Annotated in this window: 19 protein-coding genes; 8 read left to right on the plus strand and 11 right to left on the minus strand. The window is 71.7% G+C overall.

All coding sequences use genetic code 11. From position 1 onward, the window contains the following. Nucleotides 1–31: 31 nt before the first annotated feature. From ACZ47G_RS03165 to ACZ47G_RS03190, 6 genes are all read right to left on the minus strand, one after another. Nucleotides 32–2449 carry a terpene synthase family protein gene (locus tag ACZ47G_RS03165; protein WP_465739701.1) on the minus strand — a complete coding sequence of 806 codons (2418 nt, stop codon included), beginning with the start codon at nt 2447–2449 and terminating at the stop codon, nt 32–34. Nucleotides 2450–2578: 129 nt separating this feature from the next. Next, on the minus strand, nt 2579–3655 hold the full coding sequence (locus ACZ47G_RS03170; protein WP_465739702.1) for a hypothetical protein: 1077 nt from the start codon (nt 3653–3655) through the stop codon (nt 2579–2581). Continuing rightward, entirely contained in the window at nt 3652–5487 is a 1836-nt protein-coding gene (locus ACZ47G_RS03175; RefSeq protein WP_465739703.1) for a hypothetical protein, read from the minus strand. The genes ACZ47G_RS03170 and ACZ47G_RS03175 overlap by 4 nt, the downstream gene beginning before the upstream one ends. Further along, a complete protein-coding gene (locus tag ACZ47G_RS03180; RefSeq protein WP_465739704.1) occupies nt 5484–6266 on the minus strand; it encodes a toll/interleukin-1 receptor domain-containing protein in 783 nt (260 codons plus the stop codon). The genes ACZ47G_RS03175 and ACZ47G_RS03180 overlap by 4 nt, the downstream gene beginning before the upstream one ends. A 67-nt stretch (nt 6267–6333) precedes the next feature. Then, nucleotides 6334–7668: a helix-turn-helix domain-containing protein gene (locus tag ACZ47G_RS03185; protein ID WP_465739705.1), complete on the minus strand. Its 1335-nt coding sequence runs from the start codon at nt 7666–7668 to the stop codon at nt 6334–6336. 269 nt (nt 7669–7937) lie between these two features. Beyond that, entirely contained in the window at nt 7938–8285 is a 348-nt protein-coding gene (locus tag ACZ47G_RS03190; protein ID WP_188304833.1) for a DoxX family protein, read from the minus strand. A gap of 306 nt (nt 8286–8591) precedes the next feature. Between ACZ47G_RS03190 and ACZ47G_RS03195 the strand changes: the two genes are divergently transcribed. Beyond that, on the plus strand, nt 8592–9233 hold the full coding sequence (locus ACZ47G_RS03195; protein ID WP_465739706.1) for an HhH-GPD-type base excision DNA repair protein: 642 nt from the start codon (nt 8592–8594) through the stop codon (nt 9231–9233). A gap of 68 nt (nt 9234–9301) precedes the next feature. On the opposite strand, the gene ACZ47G_RS03200 is transcribed toward ACZ47G_RS03195, so the two are convergent. Beyond that, a complete protein-coding gene (locus ACZ47G_RS03200) occupies nt 9302–9523 on the minus strand; it encodes a KTSC domain-containing protein (protein WP_465739707.1) in 222 nt (73 codons plus the stop codon). Nucleotides 9524–9593: 70 nt separating this feature from the next. Next, on the minus strand, nt 9594–11084 hold the full coding sequence (locus ACZ47G_RS03205; protein ID WP_465739708.1) for an MFS transporter: 1491 nt from the start codon (nt 11082–11084) through the stop codon (nt 9594–9596). A gap of 94 nt (nt 11085–11178) precedes the next feature. Between ACZ47G_RS03205 and ACZ47G_RS03210 the strand changes: the two genes are divergently transcribed. After that, nucleotides 11179–12144 (plus strand): helix-turn-helix transcriptional regulator, encoded by a 966-nt coding sequence (locus ACZ47G_RS03210; RefSeq protein ID WP_465739709.1) that lies wholly within the window; start codon nt 11179–11181, stop codon nt 12142–12144. A gap of 99 nt (nt 12145–12243) precedes the next feature. Here ACZ47G_RS03210 and ACZ47G_RS03215 read toward each other — a convergent pair whose 3' ends face one another. Further along, nucleotides 12244–12762, minus strand: a complete 519-nt coding sequence (locus tag ACZ47G_RS03215) for a YbhB/YbcL family Raf kinase inhibitor-like protein (RefSeq protein ID WP_380461020.1) — start codon at nt 12760–12762, stop codon at nt 12244–12246. 83 nt (nt 12763–12845) lie between these two features. Here ACZ47G_RS03215 and ACZ47G_RS03220 point away from each other — a divergent pair, with 83 nt between their 5' ends. Both ACZ47G_RS03220 and ACZ47G_RS03225 read left to right on the plus strand, forming a co-directional pair. Further along, on the plus strand, nt 12846–13529 hold the full coding sequence (locus ACZ47G_RS03220; protein ID WP_465739711.1) for a rhomboid family intramembrane serine protease: 684 nt from the start codon (nt 12846–12848) through the stop codon (nt 13527–13529). 86 nt (nt 13530–13615) lie between these two features. Further along, a complete protein-coding gene (locus ACZ47G_RS03225) occupies nt 13616–14782 on the plus strand; it encodes a hypothetical protein (RefSeq protein WP_465739712.1) in 1167 nt (388 codons plus the stop codon). 95 nt (nt 14783–14877) lie between these two features. Here the strand turns inward: ACZ47G_RS03225 and ACZ47G_RS03230 are convergent, their stop codons facing one another. Then, on the minus strand, nt 14878–16449 hold the full coding sequence (locus tag ACZ47G_RS03230) for a helicase HerA-like domain-containing protein (RefSeq protein WP_465739714.1): 1572 nt from the start codon (nt 16447–16449) through the stop codon (nt 14878–14880). Nucleotides 16450–16630: 181 nt separating this feature from the next. Here ACZ47G_RS03230 and ACZ47G_RS03235 point away from each other — a divergent pair, with 181 nt between their 5' ends. Together ACZ47G_RS03235 and ACZ47G_RS03240 are read left to right on the plus strand one after the other, a co-directional pair. Then, entirely contained in the window at nt 16631–16927 is a 297-nt protein-coding gene (locus tag ACZ47G_RS03235; protein ID WP_030273186.1) for a type II toxin-antitoxin system VapB family antitoxin, read from the plus strand. Nucleotides 16928–17179: 252 nt separating this feature from the next. Further along, nucleotides 17180–17851 carry a LytR C-terminal domain-containing protein gene (locus ACZ47G_RS03240; RefSeq protein WP_465740025.1) on the plus strand — a complete coding sequence of 224 codons (672 nt, stop codon included), beginning with the start codon at nt 17180–17182 and terminating at the stop codon, nt 17849–17851. A gap of 91 nt (nt 17852–17942) precedes the next feature. Here ACZ47G_RS03240 and upp read toward each other — a convergent pair whose 3' ends face one another. Continuing rightward, entirely contained in the window at nt 17943–18578 is a 636-nt protein-coding gene (gene upp / locus ACZ47G_RS03245) for a uracil phosphoribosyltransferase (protein WP_270145916.1), read from the minus strand. A gap of 162 nt (nt 18579–18740) precedes the next feature. On the opposite strand from upp, the gene ACZ47G_RS03250 reads away from it, so the two are divergent. After that, nucleotides 18741–18977 carry a hypothetical protein gene (locus tag ACZ47G_RS03250; protein ID WP_380461016.1) on the plus strand — a complete coding sequence of 79 codons (237 nt, stop codon included), beginning with the start codon at nt 18741–18743 and terminating at the stop codon, nt 18975–18977. A 271-nt stretch (nt 18978–19248) separates the two neighbouring features. Then, nucleotides 19249–19806 carry a tRNA adenosine deaminase-associated protein gene (locus tag ACZ47G_RS03255; RefSeq protein WP_465739715.1) on the plus strand — a complete coding sequence of 186 codons (558 nt, stop codon included), beginning with the start codon at nt 19249–19251 and terminating at the stop codon, nt 19804–19806. The last annotated feature ends 44 nt before the right edge of the window (nt 19807–19850 follow it).

The raw sequence follows: 19850 nt of genomic DNA on the forward strand, positions 1-19850 counted from the left end.
GGAGGGGCTTCCGGGGCCGAGGGGCGCCCGGTCAGTTCGCCGGTACGGCGCCGGCCCGCGGCGGGCGCAGCGAGCTGGTGCCCAGACCGGTCGGACCGATCGGCACGGTGGCTCCGACCGCCTCGACCCTCTCCACCACCGCCGAGGCCCGGGCCCGGACCGCGCCTGCGAGGTCCCGTTCGGCGCCGAAGTGCCGTTCCAGGTCCGCCGTACGGTACCGGCGGCACTCCCGGTGCCAGTTCAGCACGCCGGCGAGCCAGTTCTCCAGCTCCACCACGTACCCGCCGAGCAGCCTCCGGGCCTCCGCGGTCAGCCCGAAGTCGTCGTACAGCACCGGGAGTTCCTTCTGCGCGACGTGCTGGAACTGCGCCAGCCGCGAGTGCATCAGGTCGTCGACGATCCGGACCGCCGACGGGTAGTCGCAGTCGAAGAAGTTCTGCACCACCAGCACGATGTTGTGCAGCTCGCCCTCGTACTCGACCTCCTTCTGGTACGAGATCAGGTCGTTGATCATGCAGCCGTAGTCCATCGCCGAGTTCTCCAGCGCGCGCATCGAGCCGTGCCGGTAGACCTCCTCCGGTACGGTCCGGCCGTGGCCGAGGCGGGCGAGCAGCGTGGTGAGCTCGGAGCCGAAGGTGGAGCGGCGCATCTCCAGGTAGTCCACCGGGTCCGGGACGCGGTTCTGGATCTGGTTGGCGAGCTCCCAGATCCAGCTCGCCGTCATCACCTCGATCGCCTCCCGCAGCCGGCCCCGGGCCTCGACGGTCATCGGGCCGGCGGTGCGCTCCCAGATGTCGGCGAGGGAGCGCTCCAGCGGGTGGGCGGACTCGGGTGCGGGGGTGCCGTCCAGCGGCATGAACAGTGGCAGCCGCGCGTTGGCGGCCTTGGCGCCGGCCAGGTCGCGGGTGCGGCCGAAGACCACCGGGTAGTAGTCGTCGGCCCAGGTGCCCCAGGCCAACCAGGCCGAGGCGATGTCGAGTTGCTCGGCGGTGGCGTCCGGGTGGAGGCCGGCCGCGCAGAGCGCGAGGTCGTAGTCGCGCATCGACTCGGCGTCCCAGAGGCCGGATCCGGGCACGTCGGGGTGGGCGTCCAGCAGTCCCACCCGCTCGGCCCATTCGACCACCCGCTCCCGCGCGCCGTCCAGGTGCGGGCTCAGGGTGAGCGCAAACGGCAGGCGGAACTCCGGCAGTTGGGACGGCCCGACGGGCTGGAACGGCACGTGCCCGTGGGCGCGCGCCCGCCGTACGGCCGGTGGTCCGGCGGTCTCAGCACCCTTGCGCAGGATGTCCAGCGCCGAGGTCCCGACCCCGCCGATCGCGTACCGATCCCACCAGTTGCCGGCCCCGGACGGGCCCGGGAGCCCCGACATCCCCGGAAGTCCCGGAAGTCCCGAGTGCCCAGTCAGCCCGGCACCGCCCGTCCCCGGCGGCACCGCACCGGCCGAACCCGCCGCCGCGCCACCGCCGTTCATGTACCGGCTGGACCGCATGTGCCACTCGTGCCCGCCGGACTGCCAGTCCTGCAGCCCCTTCACGTACGCCATCACCCGGGCCCGGCCTGCCGGATCGAGCCCGGTCTCCTCGAACAGCACCGGCAGTTCGGTGAACACGGTGTTCTCGAACTGCTGCAGCCGCGAGGTGAGCAGGTCGTTGACCGACTCGGCGGCCTCTTGGGTGGAGCACTCCAGGAAACGCTCCAACACCAGGATGCCGTTGCTCAGTTCGCCCTCGTCCTCGACCTCGCGCTGGTACGAGAAGATGTCGTTGCGCAGGTGCACGGCGTCGGAGAAGGCGTCCATCAGCACCCGCAGCGCCCGCGAACCGGACACCTCCCTCGGCACCTCGGCCCCGGCCGCGAACTCCACCAGCTGCGCGGACCACGGCGCGCCGCCGACCTTGCGCCGCATCTCGATGTACTCCACCGGATTGGCGACCCGGCCGGCGTCGATGTTGGCGAGCTCCCACAGCGACTCGTCCAGCAGGTTCCGGGTGCTCTCCGCGAACCGGATCCGCCAGTCCTCCCCCATCGCCGGCACCGTCCGCCGCCACAGGTCGGCCAGCCCGGCCTCGACCGGGTTCTCCGGCTCGGGCACCGGCGTCGCCGGATCGGCGGGCATGAACAGCCGCAGCCGGTCCAGGTGCGCCTTGCCGGCCACCCGGTCGTTGGTGCGCTTGTACATGTCCAGGAAGTGGTCGTCGAAGAAGAACACCCACACGTACCAGTCGGTGACCAGCGACAGCACTTCGGCGGAGGCGTCGGGGTGGGTGTAGGCGCAGAGCAGCCCGTAGTCATGCGCGTCCAGATCGGCCTGGTCCCAGATCCCCGACCCCTCCAACATCCCCATCTCCCGCGCCCAGCCCGAGGAGTGGGCCCGCGCCTCCTCCAGATGCGGATTGAGCCGCGCCGGGTGCGGCACGTAGAAGGACGGCAGTTCGAACGGCTGGGTCACGGCGAGCAGGCCTTTCTGGACGCGTCGTTTGCGACCAGAATGACGTGCCTTCATCCCCCCGCACCCCCACAACACCAACAGTCATATGAGATGACCCAACCCATCCGACCCTTCGCTCCAGCGCTCCGCCTAATCCTCCGGCCCGGGCGACGTCCCGTTCGCCGCATATCCGTTCAAGGATCCGTTGAGTTTCCTGAAGCTCACCGCCGTACCCTCCGGAGGCTCCGGAGGCTCCGGACCGACTTCCTGGTCCTCAAGAAAGCTCTCCCTGATCAACCCTGCATCGTCCGGGCGACCTGCAGCATGGGTGGCATCCGCCACCCGGTACACGTAGGCCTGCCCCTCCGGAGAGGATTTCTGCAACCTCATGTCGCTCATCATCCGGTCCAGCGGCCCGACCACCGGCGGCCCCGGGTCGGCCCCGTCCGGGCCGCCGTCATCGTCCGGGAACGCCCCCGGCACCAAGTGCTCGTACAACTCGCTCACGGGCTCGTTGTTGGCTGCCGCCGAAAGCTGCGCGAGCGGACCGATCAGCTCGACGGCATCCTGGATCCGGTCGTCATGGCGAGACAGCCACCACATCGCCGCGCTACCGGGCGACTTGAACACATCGTCACCGAGGTACGCCCTTTTGCTCTGCTCGAACCGCCGCTCGTGCTCCCACACCTCCTCGGTCTTGCGCACCTCCGACAGCTTCCCCAGCCGGTGCCGGTCGGCGTCGGAAAGCCTCAGCTCGACCCGCCCGCCCATCGCCTCCACCAGGCCCGAGAAGTCCCCGCTCTGGGTGCCCAGAGCACCGTTCAGCTTGTGCTGCACCAGGTCCAGCCGCCCCGGCACCTCCTGCTCGGTCACCTGCCTAGCACGGGCCAGCACCGTCTCGACCGCCAGGCCGGCCGGATCAGCGTGCACCAACCCCGACGCGTTCCGGACCGGACGCCACCAGACCGTCGCCGAGAAGAGGAAGTCATAGTCCGGCACCAGACTCGGCAGCGCCACCCCGACCACCCGGGTCTTCTCCCAGGGCAGTTCGTCCGGCGACACCCTCGGCACCCGCGCCGTCGCCAGCAGCACGGCGAGCACCACGACCACCACCGTCGGCGGCAGCCACAGCCAGACCGGCCACCGGGCCGACACCCCGAGCCCTACGGTCACCATCCCCGCTGCGACGGCCAACCCGACCATCGGGACCTTCCCCATGCCCTTCACCGCCTGCTCCCCCCGTTTGCCCCGGCCAACGGTCCGATTCCCTGCGCACGGTCGATCCTCCGGCAGAGCCGCGCCGCCACCTCCGCCCGGCTCGACTGCCCGGGAGAGTCGTCCGGCGTCACCGCCCAGGAGCGCGCCACGAGGTAGAGACGGCTGAGCGCGCCACTTCCCCCGTTGGCCGCCTCGATGAGGACGTCCATCCGCCGCTCGCCCCCGTCCTGCTCCTGGCGAGCCGCTGAGAGCCACGCCTCGACCAGCGCCCGGAAGATCCAAATGTCCGGTCGCCATGGAGGCTTCCGCTCCATGCCGTCACACACCCGGCCCAGCAGCATCAGGAACAGCTGTCGATTCCCACCCGCCAGTTCGAGCAGGGCATCCAGGGCGTACCTCGGTTCCCTGCCAGGCTCCCGTCGTGCGAGCTGGTGCAGGCGGACGAGCGCCTGGCCCGGGTAGTCCGGGGCCATGACGTCGACGCAGATCCGCACCAGAGCCTGTACCAGATTGGTGGGCAACTGGGTGGCTATCGACCACTCGTAGGTCTTCTTCCGGAAGGCAGCCCCCCTGCTCTCACTCATGAGCCCCAGCTCCAGAACCCGCATAGCCTCGGGCAGCAGCCTGGTCCCCGCCGCCCAGGACTCCACCAACCCGGTCAGCACCTGGACGTCTCCGACGCTCAGCGCCTGTTCCGTGAAGCGATCGACCAGTCGCCGCCGATCCGCCGGATCCAACCCCGCCGCCGCGCTGACGGCGTCCGCCACCCACGCTCCGAAGGCCGTACGCAGGTCCGGGTAGTACAGCCAGAAGTGGGTCCGCACCGCGCCGGCATACGCCAGTACGCCGAAGCGCACGCGGCTCTCCTTCACGTCCACCTGCAGATCGCTCAACCGTTGCCTGAGGTCCGCATGCTCGAGGCGTGGCCTTTCATCCTCCGGATGGCGGACCTTGCTCAGCAGCCTGTCCGCGAACCGGAAGACCGTGTCCGTGGAGGCCTCCTCCAGCATCGCTGCCGTGAACAGCAGTGCCCGCTGGCGTCCGTCGGCGAGTCGGGCGACCTGCTGCGCCACCTCCCGGCCGCGGTCTCGAAGAGCTGCGACGGCCTTCTCGATCCACACGTCGACGTCACCTCCCGCCGTGCGCGCCTCGATCACCAGCTCGGACAACCGTTGCAACTCCCTCAGGGGAGAGCCGAGCAGCAGCCCATCGAGGTCCTTGTGGTTGTGGGGCATCCCAATGGCGGCCTCGCTCAGGTGTCTGGCCAGCACAGCGCCTCCGAAGGGCCGCCCGATCCGCACCATCAACTGGCGGAAGTCGGGCCGGAGGTGATGCTCGTACTCCTGTGGCAGAACCACGGCAAGACGGCCACCACACCGCTCGACCTTGTCCCAGTAGGACTGCACCAGGTCCTGCGCATCGACAAACTGCTGCTCGGAAACGCCCGAGAGGTCGATCAGGACACGCTCGCCCGCGGCCAGTGCCGACTCGTACCGGTCGTCCTCCGGCGCGACCTCACGAAACGGATCGTGCGGCCCGCCCGCCCGGTGCAGCAGCACGACGGCCGCCGTACGACGTCCACTGCCGTCGGCTCCCGAGACCAGAACGGCCGAGCCGGGTGCCTCCACCTTGCCGAACGCCTCCCCGTATCCGGGCGGGCGCACGAACCGCCGGTTCAACCACCGCCGCCGGTCGACGGCCACGCGCAGCGGATCGGCACCGCCTCGGATTCTCCTCTCCTCGGCGTCGTAGTAGTAGTGGTAGTTGTTCTGCGTACCGCTCCCCGTGTGCGTCTGCCCCTGCGCATGGCCGATCCACGTCGAATCGCCCAGCTCCCTCACCGCCGGCGGCCCTCGCGGTCGCCACGACCGCCGAAGTCGTTGTTCACCGTGCCGCGTTCGACGTAGTTGCTGCCGTCTCCGTGGAACTCCACACCCCCGTGTCGGATGGTGTTGTTCTGGTCGCCGCTTCCGGTGTGGACCGGCCCGCTGGCGTTGTTGATGAACGTCCCGACGTCCCGTCCCACGTTGCCGATGCCTCCGCTTTGGTCGTGCCGGTAGTCCCGGGCCTGAACCACGCTGCCGTTCACCCGGTCGATCTCGTTGTGGGTCTCAGTGATGCCGCCTTCCCTCGCCGTCTTCCGGTCCGCCGCCGCGAGGTGGGGCATCGCCTCGGCGAGGTCGTCGCCGAGGCGCCGCAGGCCGGAGTCCGCGTCGCGGTTGTCGAAGCGGCGGTACTGGCAGTCGGCCAGTTCGGCGATCGCCGGCGGGAGGTCGTGCCGGTCGAGCCGGGTCGCTCGACCGACGAGTACCGGGATGACCAGGGCGCCGGTCTCGAAGGCTTCGACGATCTCCCGTCGGGTCCAGTCCGCCGGGTCGTCGAGCGCGCGCCGCCCGTCCGCGGTCCGGGCGTCGGCCCAGCGCGGGCCGATGACGGCGATCAGCACGCCACAGCGGCGGACGGCGGTCAGCAGCTCCTGGGGGAAGCGCCCGCCGGCCTTGATCGACTTGCTGGCACGGAACACCCGCTCGGTGCCGAAGCGCCGGGAGAGCTCGCGCTCGATCAGGGTGGCGGTGCTGTCCTCGTCGTTGGTGCGGTAGTTGACGAAGATCTCGGGCATGGCGGATCACCTCTCCGGTGAGTGAGGGGTAGGTGGGGTTCGGGCAGCGGCCGGGTTCCCGGTCCGGTCAGGGGTGCAGCGCCCTGGCGAGCAGGGGCTGGAGCTCCTGTACGGGGCGGGCGGCCCGGAAGCGGTGCAGTTCGCGGGCGAGCCGCTGGACGTCGGAGCGGATGGTGGCCGAGTGCAGTGCGGGGACGCTCGGCAGGAGTTCCGCGGCGAGTTCACAGGCGTGTTCCGGTTCGCCCGCGCCCGCGTGGGCGAGTGCCCGCCGGAGGCCGTACCGGGCGCGGCTGCGGACGGCGTGCGCCGGGATCTTCGGGTACTCGCGGTCGAGCGCCTCGGCGGCCTCCCGGGGACGGCCGAGGTCGTGGAGGCACCAGCCGCTCACGACGGCGGCCGGGTCGGCCAGGCTGGTGGTGCCGAGGACGGGCCCGCCGCGGTCCTCGGCACCGGCTAGAGCCAGCAGCTCCCGGGCACGGTCGAGGCTGCGCAGACAGGCGTCGCGGTCCCCGGCGAGGGCGTGGCCCTGGGCTTCTCGCTGGGCGGCGAGGCCGCGGATCCGTGGTGGCAGGTCTCCGCCCTGGGCGGGTTGCACCAGTTGGACGGTCTGGGCCGCGTCACCCGCGTAGAAGGTGACCAGGGCCCGCCTGACCAGCGCGTACGAGGCCAGGTCGGCTTCGCCTCCGGCTTGGGCGAGTTCGACGGCCTGGGCGGTCCACCACAGGGCCGAGGGGTCGTCGCCGGCTTCCTGGGCCATCCAGCCCGCGTACTCGGCGTACCTGGCGGCGAGCACCAGAAGTCGGCCGCGGTTCGTCGCGTCCGCTTGGACGGCGAGTTCGCGCAGGGTGTGGGTCTGGACGGTGAGCAACGGCAGGAGCACGCCGGGGTCGGTGGTCTGGCCGAGCTGCCGCATCTGGTCGAACTGGGCCCGGAAGACCTCGACCGGGGTGGACCCCAGGACAGCCGCCGGGCCCTCCGGGGAAGCGACCGGCGGTGCGGCCGGTGCCGGACCGCCGACCACGAGGCCACCGCCGAGCAGGGTGGTGGCTCCGGCGGCGAGCAGTTGTCGCCGTCCGAGCCCGCCGGACCATCGGATGCCGTCGCGGTCGACGCGGACGAGCGGCTCCCGGTCCTGCTCGTCCGCGCCGATGGGAGTCCCGCGCCGCCGGCGCGGTTCGGTGGGCTCGATGAGCCGTTCCAGTTCGCCCCCGGCCACCAGCTGGACGTCGCAGCGTCGGGCGAGTTCGGGCGGTGGCGCCTTCTGCCCTCGTTCGATCTTGCTGAGGTGGCCCTTGCTGTAACTGAGCAGTTCGGCGAGCCGGGTGAGGGTGAGCCCGGCGGCGATCCGCCGGCGGCGGAGTTCCGGGCCGAACTCGCCGAACGACTTTCTGGACGCGCTCATGCCAACCCCCACTCTGGAACCGACCGCCCATGCGTCTGCTGCGTCGTGGGCCGGAAGCGGTCACCCCTCGCTTCCGCCTGAATATTGGCATGCGACCGAGCCGGTGAAACGGGGTTCGGCGGGTTTCCCGTTTCCTCTTTTCGGCTCGAATGGCCATGCGAACAAAACGAGTTGGCGATATGTCCATGCACTCGAACGAACTTCGCCCCGCAACGCCGCCGGGGCGGACCACCCGTCGGTGGTCCGCCCCGGCGGCGCTGCGGCCCGGGTCAGGCCGCGAGGCCCAGGGCGAGGGAGGCGGCGGCCGGGGCCAGGTAGATCAGCGGGAAGGGGATGTGGGCGTAGGCGCGGGCGCGGGCGACGGTGATCACGGCGCCGAGGAAGTAGAGGATGATGCCGACGGCGGCTGCGTAGCCGATGGCCGGGACGGCGAGGCCGGCCAGCAGGCCGAGGGCGCCGGCGGCCTTGGCGACGCCGAGCCAGGTCCACCAGGCGCGCGGGACGCCGTACTCGGCGAGGGGTCCGACGACGTAGTCGGCGCCGGCGAAGACGGAGTACGCCGAGAAGCCGACCATGAGGGCGCCGAGGACGGTGACGACGATGTGGGCGACGGACATTGGAGGCTCCCCGTTCGATGGCTGGTCGGGTCGATCCGGTCGATCCGATCCGGTCCGAGCCGGTCTGATCCGGTCGGACACAGCACTGACCCGGCGCACGCGATGGATGTGACAGCCGCGGACAAAAATGTTTCCGCGACACCTCCGGAAAACCCCCAACAACCGCTCCGCCAACGAACAAAGCAGCTCTCGCAAGGGTTGGAACACCAAGACTTCCCCAGCTACGGGCGTGTTGACGGTGTCCGTCCACGCCGCGTCATCCAGACTGGGCGCCGACCCGACGTCAACTCCGAGGAGGGCACACCCATGAACGTCACCGTCCGGCTCGCCCAGCAGCCCGAGGCCGACGAACTGCTCGGACGGAGCGCGCTCGCCGCGCTCGTCGGCATGCTGCTCGACCAGCAGGTGCCGATGGAATGGGCGTTCACCGGCCCGCTGACCATCGCCCAACGCCTCGGCCGCAAGGACCTCGACGCCCACGAGATCGCCACCTACAACCCGGAGGAGTTCGTCGCCCTGCTCTCCGCGAAGCCGGCCGTCCACCGCTACCCGGCGGCGATGGCCAAACGGGTGCAGCAGCTGTGCCAGTTCCTCGTCGCCCAGTACGAGGGCGACGCCGCCGCGCTGTGGAAGGACGCCCGCACCGGCAGGGAACTGCTCAGCCGCCTCAACGCCCTTCCCGGCTTCGGCAAGCAGAAGTCGCAGATCTTCCTGGCGCTGCTCGGCAAGCAGTACGGGGTGCGCCCGGAGGGCTGGCGCGAGGCGGCCGGCGCGTACGGCGAGGAGGGCGCGCACCGCTCGGTCGCCGACATCACCGGCCCTGAATCCCTCACCCTGGTACGGGAGTTCAAGCAGGAGATGAAGCAAGCGGCGAAGGAGGCCAAGGCCGCCGCCAAGCCCCGCACCACCACCCGCACCACCACCGCGGGCCTCACCGGCGCCCGTTGATCCCACCTCCGGCACACCGGCGGAAGCCAGACGGCAGCGGCCGGACGGCAGTGGCCAGACGGCGGCGACTACCGGCGGTCCGGCACCACCGCGTAGGCGTACCGCCCGCGCACCGCACGGAGGAAGTACCGCCCGTGGCTCTCCGCCGCGAGCAACTCCCGGTGCACCCGGGCCGGTACGTCCGCGTACCGGTACACCCGCCCGCCGGTGAACTCCAGCTCCAGCACCCGCGCCCGCGGGTCGTACCCGACCGAGCGCAGCACCGAGGAGTCCACCGCCGTACGGTCCATGACCCTCCCAGTGTGCGGCGGGGGCCCCGGTCGCGCAGCGCGACCGGGGCCCCGAACCGGGCGGCACGGCTCAGACCAGCACGGGCTCCTGCTCCTCCGCCTGACCCAGAGCCTCCGGGGCGCCGTCCTCGACCGCCACCCCGCGCTTGCGCGGCAGCGCGAACATCAGCAGGAACACCGCCAGCAGCACCCCCGCGACCCACCACATCGCGTGCACGAACGCCCCGCCGAAGGCCGTCCCCAGCGCGTCCGGCGCGACCACGTCGTCCATCGCCCCGAAGAAGGCGACCGACACCAGCCCGAGCCCGAGCGCATTGCCGATCTGCTGCACGGTGTTGATCAGCCCGGAGGCCGAACCGGCGTGCCGGCGCGGCACCTCGGACAGCACGGCGTCGGTGATCGGCGCGACGATCAGCCCCATCCCGAGGCCCATGACGACCAGTGGCAGCGCCATCTGCCAGGGCGCGATGGACGTCCCGTACCGGTTCGCCTCCCAGATGTAGGTGAGCACGCCCGCCGCCATCACCAGCGCGCCGGCCTGGAGCACCTTGCGCCCGAACCGCGGCACCAGCTTCTGCACCGAGAGCCCGGCCGCCGTGGAGACGGCGAGCGAGAACGGGATGCCGGTGGTGCCGGCCTTGAGCGGGCTCCAGCCGAGGCCGACCTGCATGTAGAGGGTCCAGACCAGGAAGAAGATGCCGAGTGCGACGCCGAAGGCCAGCTGCACGCAGATCCCGGCGGCGAAGCTCTTCACCCGGAACAGCGACAGTTCGACCAGCGGGGAGCCGTCCCGCCGCGTCTTGGCCTTCTCGTACGCCACGAACAGCAGGAACACCGGGAGGCTGCCGGCCATCAGCAGGTACCCCCAGAGCGGCCAGCCGGCCTCCCGGCCGTGGGTCAGCGGGTAGATCAGCATCAGCAGGCCGAGGCTGGCCAGGAGCACGCCGACCAGGTCGAGCTTGAGCGCGTGCTCGGCCTTGGACTCGTCGATGAAGCGGCGGCCGAGGAGCAGTCCGGCGATGCCGACGGGCAGGTTGATCAGGAAGATCGGCCGCCATTCGAGGCCGAGCAGGTTCCACTCGGTGAGCAGCGCACCGATCATGGGACCGGACACCGCGCCCAGTCCGACCACCGCGCCGAACATCCCGAACACCTTGCCGCGCTCCTCCGCCGGGAAGGTCGCGTGGATGATCGACAGCACCTGCGGCACCATGAGGGCCGCCGTCAGGCCCTGCAGGATCCGCATCGCGACCAGCATCTCCGGGCCGGAGGCCAGCCCGCACAGTGCCGAGGTGATCGTGAAGCCGCCGATCCCGATCAGGAACAGCCGCTTGCGGCCGTGGATGTCGCCCAGCCGCCCGCCGGTGATCAGCCCGACCGCGAAGGCCAGCGCGTAGCCGCCGGTGACCCACTGGATGGCGCTGAAGGAGGCGCCGGTGTCCTGCTGGATGCTGGGGATGGCGATGTTGACGATGGTCACGTCCACCAGGTCCATGAAGGAGGCGACCATCACGATCGCCAGCGCGATCCACCTCCGCCGGTCGGCTCCCGCCGTAGTCATTCCGGTCTCCTCGTTCGTCCGCTTGTCCACTCGGAGGACGATACGAGCCATGTAGGTCAGGAGCTGTCCCAGTTCGTCCGGCATGCTGGACGGCATGACCGACACCCCGGCCCGGCTGCTCAACCTGCTGTCCCTGCTGCAGACCCCGCGCGAGTGGCCCGGCAGCGAACTCGCCGAGCGGCTCGGCGTCAGCCCCCGCACCATCCGCCGCGACATCGACCGGCTGCGCGAACTCGGCTACCCGGTGCAGGCCAGCATGGGCGCGGACGGCGGCTACCGGCTGGTCGCGGGCACCGCGATGCCGCCGCTGCTGCTGGACGACGAGGAGGCGGTGGCCATCGCGGTCGGCCTGCGGGCGGCCGCCGGGCACGCCGTGGTCGGCATCGAGGAGGCCTCGGTACGGGCCCTCGGCAAACTGCTCCAGGTGCTGCCCGGCCGCCTGCGGCACCGGGTCGGCACCCTCAACACCGCCACCGTGCCACTGCTCACCGGGGACGGTCCGACCGTCGACCCGGAGGCCCTGACCCTGCTGGCCGGCGCCGTCACCAACCACGAGCGCCTGCGCTTCGGCTACCGGGCCCGCGACGGCGCCGAGACCCGGCGCAACGTCGAGCCCGAGCGCCTGGTCTCCACCGGCCGCCGCTGGTACCTGATCGGCTACGACCTGGACCGGGACGACTGGCGGCTCTTCCGGGTCGACCGGATCGCCGACCCGTTCGCCACCGGCGCCCGCTTCACCCCGCGCCCGCTCCCCGCCGAGGACGCCGCCACCTTCGTGGCCAACCGGCTGCGCCGCTCCCCGACCCGCTCCATGGTGGCCACCGTCCACCGCCCCGCCGCCGAGGTCGACGGCTGGATGCCCTGGACCGGCGACTACGAGATCGAACCCATCGACGACCACAGCTGCCGGCTGCGCGCCCGCGCCGACTCCCTGAAGTGGATGGCCGCCGGACTCCTCATGCTGGACTGCGACTTCGAGGTCCACGAACCCCCGGAGCTCCGCGCCCACCTGCGCGCGATAGCGGCGAGGGCCGCCCACGCCGCGGAAAGCGGGAGTTAGGTCCTGTCCGGCGGATCTTGTCGGATCAGCGCCCGGCGTTGGGCGCCCGGCAAGATCCGCCGGGCAGGGCCTAGGCCCTCACCGAACGTCCAAAGGGGATCAGACCCCGTACTCGCCGGTCAGCAGCGCCCGGCCCAGGGTGTGGAAGGTCAGGTTGAAGCCGACCTGGGCCGCCGGGGTGTCGGCGGTGACGTCGAGCTTCTCGACGTCCAGCGCGTGCACCGCGAACACGTACCGGTGCGGGGCGCCGGGCGGCGGGGCGGCGCCGTCGTACTTGTTGCCGGGGAAGTCGGTGCGCCCGTGGAAGGAGGCCGCGCCGGGCAGGGTGTCGTCCGACGAGCCGGCGCCGCGCGGCAGTTCGACGGTGTCGGCGGGCAGGTTGAGGGCGAGCCAGTGCCACCAGCCGGAGCCGGTCGGCGCGTCCGGGTCGTAGCAGGTGACGGCGATGCTCCGGGTGCCCTCCGGCAGGCCCGACCAGGCCAGCTGGGGCGAGAGGTTGCCACCCGCGTGGATGAACTCCCGGCCCAGTGTGCCGCCTTCGGTGAAGTCCTGGCTGCTCAGCGGGAAGGACGGTACCTGCGGCAGGAACTCGTACGGCAGCGGCGGACGAACACTCATGGGGTGCACCTCTCACGGTCGGGATGACACGGGTCACTGTAATGGGGTGCACGTCCGATCCGGCCGCCCCTACAGTCGACGCCATGGCCTCGAAACTCGCCCAGCTGTTCTCGGATTCCCGCCGCGCGCTGTTCACCATGCTCGGGATCCAGGCCGTCATATGGTCCGTGCAGGTGCTGAACTGGCTGGACGACTACGGCCTCTCCAAGGAGTTCGGCCTGCGCACGGAGCAGGTCGGCGACCTCCCCGAGATGTTCACCATGCCCTTCCTGCACTTCAGTTGGGGCCACATCGTGGACAACTCCTGGCCGCTGTTCGTGCTCGGCTTCCTGGCCGCCTACCGGGGCATGCGGAAGTTCCTGCTGGCCAGCCTGGTGATCGCGGTCTCCGGCGGGCTCCTGGTCTGGCTGCTGGAGAGCCCCAACACCGTGACGGCCGGAGCGAGCGGCATGATCTACGGCTACCTCGGTTACGTGGTGCTGCGCGGGGTCCTCGACCGGAACCTGCTGGACGCGGTCGTCGGCCTCGGCGTCGCGGCGGTCTACTGGACCGTCCTGATCGGCGTGCTGCCGATCGCCCACGGCGTCAGCTGGCTGGGCCACCTCGGCGGACTGATCGGCGGACTGGCCGCCGCCGTCCTGCTCCGCGAGCAGGTGCGACCGAAGCCCACCGACGCGCCCACCTCCGCGCCCGCCAAGGCCCCCGCCCACGCTCCCGCCGGCCCCAACGCCGCCCTGCTCAAGGAGCTCGACGACCTGGGCCTGTAGCCCGCCCGCAGCAGCCAGGTATAGACCATTCCCACCCCTGCGGCTAGCGTGACCGACGCACCTGCCCCCAGCTCCGGAGCCGCACCGTGGAGTCGTCCGTCCTCGCCTTCGCCACCGACCTCCTCGACGAGGGCGCCGACACCTTCTTCGGCAACCTCACCGACCGGGCCGGCGTCGGCGGCGTCACCCTGGCCGCCGTCTACCACGAGGCCCGCGACGTCTTCCCGCACAACCCCCGCCGGGTGATCCGCTACCTGGAGCCGGGCGCCGCCTACTTCCGCCCGGACCGGGCCCGCTGGCAGGGCCGCCGGCTGGCGCCCGCGCCGTCCACCGCGATCGGCGACCGCGACCCCTTCGCCGAGGCCGCCGCCGAGGCCGACCGCCGGGGCCTGCGGCTGCACGCCTGGACGGTCTTCTGCCACAACGACCGGCTCGGCTTCGCCCACCCCGACTGCGCCCCGGCGAACGCCTTCGGCGACCGCCACCTCACCGAGCTCTGCCCGGCCCACCCGGAGGTCCGCGAGTACGCGCTGGCCCTGGTCGAAGAACTCGCCCGGTACGGCGTGGACGCGATCCGCGCCGAGTCCCTGCACTTCCACGGCCTGCGCCACGGCTACCACCACGAGCGCTACTTCGAGCAGCTGGGCCCGACCGCCGAGGCCCTGCTCGGCGTCTGCTTCTGCCCGCACTGCCGCGCCGCCGCCACCCGCGCCGGCGTCCCGGCCGAGCGGGTCGCCGAGGCGGTACGGACCGAACTGCGCCGCCGGCTGGCCGACGAGACCGCCGCCGCCGAGCCGGCCGACCTGAGCACCCTCGCCGACGGCGCCTTCGCCGCCTACGTGGACGCCTCCGCCGCCACCGTCACCGCCCTCGCCGCCGACCTCACCGAGCAGGCCCGCCGCCACGGCATGCGACTGAGCTTCATGGACGGCGGCGGCCCCGGCAAGGGCTGGCTGTCCGGCATCGACCTGCCCGCCCTGGCGCGGGCCACCGACCAGATCGAGACCCTGGGCTACGCCGCGACCGCGCGCGAAGTCCGGGAGAAGGTGGCCGCCTTCGCCCTGCACGGCGTCCGCCCGGAGCGGATGGCGGTGATCCTGCGCCCGATGGCCTCGGACTGCGACGGCCCGGAGAACCTCGCCGCCAAGATCGCCACCCTGCGCGAACTCGGCGTCCCCGAAGTCGAGTTCTACCACTACGGCCTGATGCGGCTGTCCTCGCTCGACCGGATCGGCACCGCCCTCGGGGCCTGACAGCCCAGGGGCGGAGGGGACCCACCAGCGAGGAACTCACCCGCTGAGAACCCACCGGCGAAGACTCGTCAGCCGAAGACCCGCCGGCCGAAGACTCACCGCCGCCGCTTGGACGTCCCGAACAGGCTGCGCGAGATCTCCTGCCCGAGCTGCTTCCCGGCCGAGCGGGCGAAGGACTTCACGGTCGGGTTGCTGAGCAGCGAGCCCAGCAGCCCGCCCGCCCCCTTCGGCTCCTCCCGCCGCGGCGCGCGCTCCCGCGACGCGGGATCGGGCGCGGGCACCGGCGGTTCGACCGGCGCCGCCTCCGGCCGGGGCGCCCGGGCCGCCAGCTTCTCGTACGCGGACTCCCGGTCGATCGCCTCCCGGTAGCGCGCCGTCAGCGGCGAGGCGTCCACCGCCGCCCGCAGCGCCGCCTCCTCGACCGGCGCCATCAGCGACCGCGGCGCCCGCAGCCTGGTGGCCGCGACCGGGGTCGGCGCGCCTTTCTCGGAGAGCACCGTCACCACGGCCTCGCCGGTCCCCAGTGAGGTGAGCACGGTGCCGAGGTCGTAGGAGGAGCGCGGGAAGGTCGAGACGGTGGCCTTGAGCGCCTTGGCGTCGTCCGGGGTGAAGGCGCGCAGCGCGTGCTGCACCCGGTTGCCCAGCTGGGCGAGCACCTCGGCCGGGACGTCCTTGGGCGTCTGGGTGACGAAGAAGATGCCGATGCCCTTGGAACGGATCAGCCGCACGGTCTGGGTGATCGCCTCCAGGAAGGCCTTGGAGCCGCCCTTGAACAACAGGTGCGCCTCGTCGAAGAAGAACACCAGCTTGGGCCGGTCCAGGTCGCCGACCTCCGGCAGCTCCTGGTACAGGTCGGCGAGCAGCCACATCAGGAAGGTGGAGAACAGTCGCGGCCGGTCCTGGACGGCGGGCAGTTCCAGCACCGAGACCACGCCCTGCCCGTCCGGCGTGCTGCGCAGCAGTTCGGCGGTGTCGAACTCGGGCTCGCCGAAGAACGCCCCGGCGCCCTCGTTCTCCAGCACGGTGAGCGCCCGCAGGATCACCCCGGCGGTGGCCGCGGAGAGCCCGCCGATGGTGCGCAGTTCCTCCTTGCCCTCGGGCGAGGTGAGGTGGCCGATGACGGCGGTGAGGTCCTTGAGGTCGTAGAGCTCCAGGCCCTGGCTGTCGGCGTAGTGGAACACCAGGCTGAGCGAGGACTCCTGGGTCTCGTTCAGGTCCAGCACCTTGGCGAGCAGCAGCGGGCCGAAGCTGGTGACGGTGGCCCGGATCGGGATGCCCGTGCCCTGCCCGCCGAGCGAGTAGAACTCGGCCGGGCAGCCCCGGGGCGTCCACTCCTGCCCGACCTCGGCGGCCCGGGCGGCGGTGCGGTCGCTCGGTGCCCCGGGCGCGGCGATGCCGGAGACGTCCCCCTTGATGTCGGCGAGGAACACCGGCACGCCCTGGGCGGAGAGCTGTTCGGCGATCAACTGGAGGGTCTTGGTCTTCCCGGTGCCGGTGGCCCCGGCGACCAGCCCGTGGCGGTTGAGCACCCCGAGCGGGATGCGCACCTGCGCGTCGGGGTACGCGGTGCCGTCCAGCAGCACCGCGCCGAGGTCGAGGGCGGGCCCGGTGAAGGCGTACCCGTCGGCGATCTCCCGGACGGTCGGTGGGGTGGTGGCGGAAGGCATCGGGGCACGCTCCTGGGCGGGATCGGCGGTCGGAAGCTGGTCCTGAACCCGGCCGGGACCGGGCGATGTTCACGACATTTCCCATCAAACAGCCGCAATCGACCTCCCGCAGCTCGCACCCGTGCGCGTGGCGGCGCCGCGGCTGCTGCGCCGCGCGCCGTACGAACGGTAGGCTTTCCGTGTGATCTTCAAGCGCATCGGCAATGGGCGGCCGTACCCGGATCACGGCCGGACGAGCACCCGCCAGTGGGCTGACGTCGCCCCACGCCCGGTGCGGCTCGACCAGCTGGTGACCACCAAGGGCCAACTCGACCTGGAAACCCTGCTGGCCGAGGACTCGACCTTCTACGGGGACCTCTTCGCCCACGTGGTGAAGTGGCACGGCGACCTCTACCTGGAGGACGGGCTGCACCGGGCCGTACGGGCCGCGCTGCAGCAGCGCCAGGTGCTGCACGCCCGTGTCCTCGAGATGGACTGACGGCTGTCTCCCGACTCCCAGGACCGCCCCCTCGCCACCCGGCGGAGGGCGGTCCGCGCGTACCCGGATACCTCCTTTCGGGTACCGGGGTACTCCAGATGATGATCGTTTAGTACCTTCACCGCTGTCCGGCACTACGCTGCTGACTACGGCTGCGACCAGGGGATCCGCCCGCACCTGAGGGACTCTCCTACCCGGCCCACCCGTCATCCCGACCCCGCCCTGGCACGAGGGGGAGACAGACCCGTGAGCATGTTGACTCCCCAAGGCCTCAAGGGGAAGCAGTACCGCGTCACCGGCAACGCCTACCCGCGGCTGGGCCGGCCCCCGAAGAAGAGTCGCAAGGTGATCGCCGCACTCGCGGCCCTGCTCGCCCTGGCCCTGATCGGCCTCGGCGGCGTGCAGTTGTACGACATCTTCCGCGGCAAGGACAAGAACGCCTCGGCCCAGGCCTGCGCCACCCAGTCCGGCAAGCCACTGGCGGCCCCGACCGCCGGCGCCACCCCGGGCGCCCCCGCGGCCTCCGGCGCGCCGGTCGACCCGCACGCCGTCCCGCAGCCCTCCGCCGTCACGGTGAACGTCTACAACGCCACCACCAAGGCCGGCCTGGCCGGGCGGACCGCCGACGAGCTCAAGAAACGCGGCTTCACCATCGGCAAGGTCGGCAACGCACCCGCCGAGCTGGACAAGAAGGTGCCCGGCACCGCCCAGGTGATCGCCGGCCCGACCGGCGCCGCCGCCGGCACCCTGGTGAGCTCGCAGATCGCCGGGGCCGCCGTCACCGCCGACGCCCGCACCGACACCAGCGTGGACTTCGTGATCGGCGACAGCTACAACGCCCTGCTGGACGAGACCCAGGCGGCCGCCGCCCTCGCCCTGGCCACCAAGCCCTCTCCCACCCCGAGCGCCACCGGCAGCTGCTAGGGCGGTCCGGTCGAGACCCCGGCAGGACAACAGAGGAGAGCCCCCGGCAGACGCAGCGCCGGGGGCTCTCGGACGTTCTTCGGAAGGGTGGTCAGCCGGCCGTGCCGTACAGCCGGTCGCCCGCGTCGCCCAGACCGGGGACGATGTAGCCGTTCTCGTTCAGCCGCTCGTCGAGCGCGGCGGTGACCACGGTGACCGGCAGGCCGGCCAGCTCCCGCTGCATCACCTCGACGCCCTCGGGCGCGGCCAGCAGCACCACGGCGGTGACGTCGGTGGCACCGCGCTCGATCAGCATCCTGATCGCGGCGACCAGGGTGCCGCCGGTGGCCAGCATCGGGTCGAGCACGTAGACCTGGCGGCCGGAGAGGTCGTCGGGCATCCGGGTGGCGTACGTGGAGGCCTCCAGGGTCTCCTCGTTGCGCACCATGCCGAGGAAGCCGACCTCGGCGGTCGGCAGCAGCCGGGTCATCCCGTCCAGCATGCCGAGGCCGGCCCGCAGGATCGGGACGACCAGCGGACGCGGGTAGCTGAGCCGGGTGCCGAGCGTGACCGCCACGGGCGTGGTGATCTCCACCTCGTCGGTGCGGACGTCCCGGGTGGCCTCGTAGGCGAGGAGGGTCACCAGCTCGTCGGTCAGGCGACGGAAGGTCGGCGAGTCGGTGCGCTCGTCGCGCAGGGTGGAGAGCTTGTGGGCGACCAGGGGGTGGTCGACGACGTGGAGACGCATGTACCGAGGTTAGCCCGGTCCTGGACGCCTGTACGACACGCCGTGCCAGGCCGCCCACCGGCCGCGGTCACCTTTTCGTGACACGCCGTGACGCGCGCGGAATGTCCGGACGGAACCGTCTCCTGTGGTATCAACCCGGCCGATCGGGGAATGTCACGTCTTATGACGAGCAACCCGAAGGCCGGGGACGGCTCGGCGGACGACCCCGCCGGCGGGGCTGCCCTTCGCGCCGGCCCGCCGCAGGAGCCCCCGGAGACCGAGTCGGAGCGCCGTAGGCGGCGGGCCGTCTTCCTGCGCGAGCTCGCCGAGGCCCGCGAGCTGAGGGAGCGGGTCCAGCCCCGCCGGACCAAGGAGCGGCGGATGCGCGAAGCGATGCGGATGCGAACCTTCCGGATCTGACGCCGCCCCGCCCGGGCCCCGTCGCGGTCCGGCCGACGCTCCGCCGGGCGTTCGGAACAAAATTCGACCGCCTTCGGACGGCCCCGCCCGGGTTCCGCCCGCCGCCGCCCGGCCCTTCCGACACGACCTGCAAAGACGCGCTGCCGAACACCCCCCGCGAGGGCGGGCTTTCTGTCACGATTCCGATGGGACGGTCCGAACAAGCGGACCGCCTCTGGCGCGGGGGCGGCCAGATTTCCGCGTTGCCCGAGCGCGCCGACAGCCGAGACCGATGATCTTGGGAGTGTCCCTGGTGGCGTACTTCGCTGCAGTGCTTGCTCGCACCGAGGACGGGTGGGATGTGAGCGAGACGGAACTCGACGACGTCGAAACCCTGGCCGATCTGGCGGATCTGGCCCGCGGCTCCGCGCAGGACGACGACAGCGTCCTGATCTTCATCGAACAGGAGGACTCCTGGTTCGCCATCGTCCGGGTGGACGGTGAGGACGACCCCCGGATCTTCGTGTCGGACGGCGCCGCCGCCGCCCGCAGCTCCTACGGCTCCGTCCTCACCGACGAGCTGGTCGACCAGGCCGGCGAGAGCGAGTTCGGCGACCTGGACCACCTGCTCGACGAGGAGTCCGAGACCGCGGAGCAGGACGACGAGGACGCGGACGCCCGCAGCGGCGTCCCGGTCGGCCCGCTCGGCGACGCCCACCTGCTCACCGAGTACGGCCTGGCCGCCGACGAGCTGCTCGGCCTCAGCGGCGAGGGCGCGGTGCCGGGCGACGCCCTGGAGGAGATCGCCGAGGCGCTGGGCTGCGGCGAGGTCCTGGAAGCGGTCCGGTAGCGGCACCGGCCGCACCGGTGCTCACCACCGGATGCCCGACACTG

It is taken from the genome of Kitasatospora sp. NPDC030952, assembly GCF_055571335.1.